The following is a 455-nucleotide window of genomic DNA, read 5'->3' on the forward strand; positions in this document are numbered from 1 at the left end:
GTCGCAAGTGTTGCAGAAAAGTTCAGCGTCGAACCTTCAGTAGGCCAGGAGCTACAAGACGCAATCACAGAAAGCGATGAATTTCTTCAGCGTATCAATGTTGTCCCCGTCGATGAAATAAAAGGGGAAAAAGTTCTTGGCTCTGTTACCGGACTGCTACCTAAGCGCACTGATACCGATAATGAAGACCGCCAAACAAGTGAAGTTTGGACACTTGGCAGTAAAGGGTATGAACTATTCCCAACTGAATACGATACCCATATCCGATATGTAACCATTGATTCCTGGGCAAAGTTCCCCGATTTTCAAAAACGGTATGGAAGCTGGGTGCGTAGAGCAATTGGGCTGGCCCGTATCCGCGTAGGTTGGATGGGTACCCACGCAGCAACAAAAACCAATAGTACAACCTATCCGAACGGTGAAGACGTTAATAAAGGTTGGCTGCAAAAGCTACG

General features: G+C 46.8%; 1 protein-coding gene. It reads left to right on the forward strand.

What is annotated here, in order from left to right; genetic code table 11:
• Nucleotides 1-455, forward strand: a 455-nt coding sequence (locus MO867_RS22615; RefSeq protein ID WP_252473374.1) for a P2 family phage major capsid protein, incomplete at both ends; no start/stop codon positions are given.

The sequence above is a fragment of the Microbulbifer okhotskensis genome (assembly GCF_023895975.1).
In the GTDB taxonomy this organism is placed as follows: domain Bacteria; phylum Pseudomonadota; class Gammaproteobacteria; order Pseudomonadales; family Cellvibrionaceae; genus Microbulbifer; species Microbulbifer okhotskensis.